This window comes from Micrococcus sp. LASM2_SD2 (assembly GCF_057364565.1).
On sequence record NZ_JBNFOB010000378.1, the window covers coordinates 1 to 1,353 of the forward strand.

Here is a 1,353-nt window from a genome sequence, read left to right on the forward strand (position 1 = left end):
GCTCCGGGCACGCGCCCGGAGCCGGCGTGATCTCAACCCCGCCGCGAGGGGCGGCCCGTTCCGCAGGACCTCCACGACCAGCCGCAGGGCGATCGGGAAGGCGTCCTCATCCAGCCCGAACCGCGGGTTGTGGTGACCCGCGTCGAAGCCCTTGGCGGCGTTGCCGGCCCCCACGAACACGTACGTGGCGGGCGCGGTCCGGGAGAAGGCCGCGAAGTCCTTGCCGCCGAGCATCGGCGGGTCGGTGATCACCGAGCCCGGGAACAGGTCCTCGCACAGCTCATGGACCACCGCGGTGCGGGCCGGGTCGTTCCACACCATGTCGTCGCCGCGCAGATAGTCCAGGCTGGACGTCGTCGAGGGCGGAGGTCGCCGCCAGGTCCAGGCTGAGCTGGACCCGCGAGTCCGCCGTGTTTACGCCCTGACCGCCCGGCCCGGAGGTGTGGGAGAAGCGCTCGACGAGCTCGCCCGCGGGGATGACCAGCCCGCGGGGCGCGCCGGGGCCGGGGGTGACGCGCACGTCGCCGGGGCGGGGCTCAGCCACGGTGGGCCGCCGCCCGTGGTCCGCGCAGGTCCGCGAGTGCGACGAGGAGCGCGAGGGCCATGCACCCGGCCACCAGCGCGAAGGCGGCCATGAACGCCCCGTCCCAGTCGGCACCGGAGGCGACGCCCAGGAACACCCCCACGATCACGGCGGTGCCGACCGCCGTGCCGACGCGCTGGCCGGTCTGCAGGACGCCGCTGGCCGTGCCGGAGTGCCGCGGCGGGACCTCGGCCAGGCTGAGGGTCTGGTTGGGGGAGACCACCAGCCCCTGCCCGGCACCCACGAGGGCGAGGGTGAGCAGCAGCCACCACGGGCTCAGGCCGAACTCCCGGTTGGCCCACGCCACCCCGATGGAGCCCACGACGGCGAGCAGCGCCAGCGCGATGCCGAGGACGACGATCTTCCGGCCCGTGCGCAGCACCACGCGACCGGCCACGGTGGCCATCACGCTCGACATGACCGCCGACGGCAGACCGATGAGTGCGGCGTGCAGTGCCGGGTAGCCCAGCCCGTTCTGCATGAACATGGCGATCACCACGAACATGCTGGTCGAGCCGGTGAAGTAGATGGCGATCAGCAGGGCGCCGCACGCGAAGCTGCGGGTCTGGAACAGGCGCAGGTCCACCATCGGGGCGCGGCCCCGTCGGGCGTACCGGGCCTCCCACCGCGTCCAGAGGGCGGCCAGGCCGATGCCGACGGGCACGAGCACGAACCGCCACGGCCCCGAGCCCACGGTCCAGGAACGGGAGCATGACCGGCCACGGAGGGCGCCCGCCAGCAGGACGACGCCGACCGGGTCCAGGTCCGGG

General features: G+C 74.2%; 2 protein-coding genes and 1 pseudogene. All 3 read right to left on the minus strand.

The genetic code is table 11. The annotated features are described in order from the left end of the window. Positions 1-321, minus strand: a 321-nt coding sequence (locus AC2W7A_RS12505; RefSeq protein WP_485991622.1) for a M20/M25/M40 family metallo-hydrolase, incomplete at its 3' end; no start/stop codon positions are given. Between the two features lie 25 nt (positions 322-346). After that, positions 347-544: pseudogene (locus tag AC2W7A_RS12510) on the minus strand (aminoacyl-tRNA hydrolase); the annotation flags it as partial. Then, the coding region (locus AC2W7A_RS12515) for an MFS transporter (protein ID WP_485991623.1) at positions 537-1,353 on the minus strand (817 nt) is incomplete at its 5' end. The pseudogene AC2W7A_RS12510 and the gene AC2W7A_RS12515, both read right to left, overlap by 8 nt.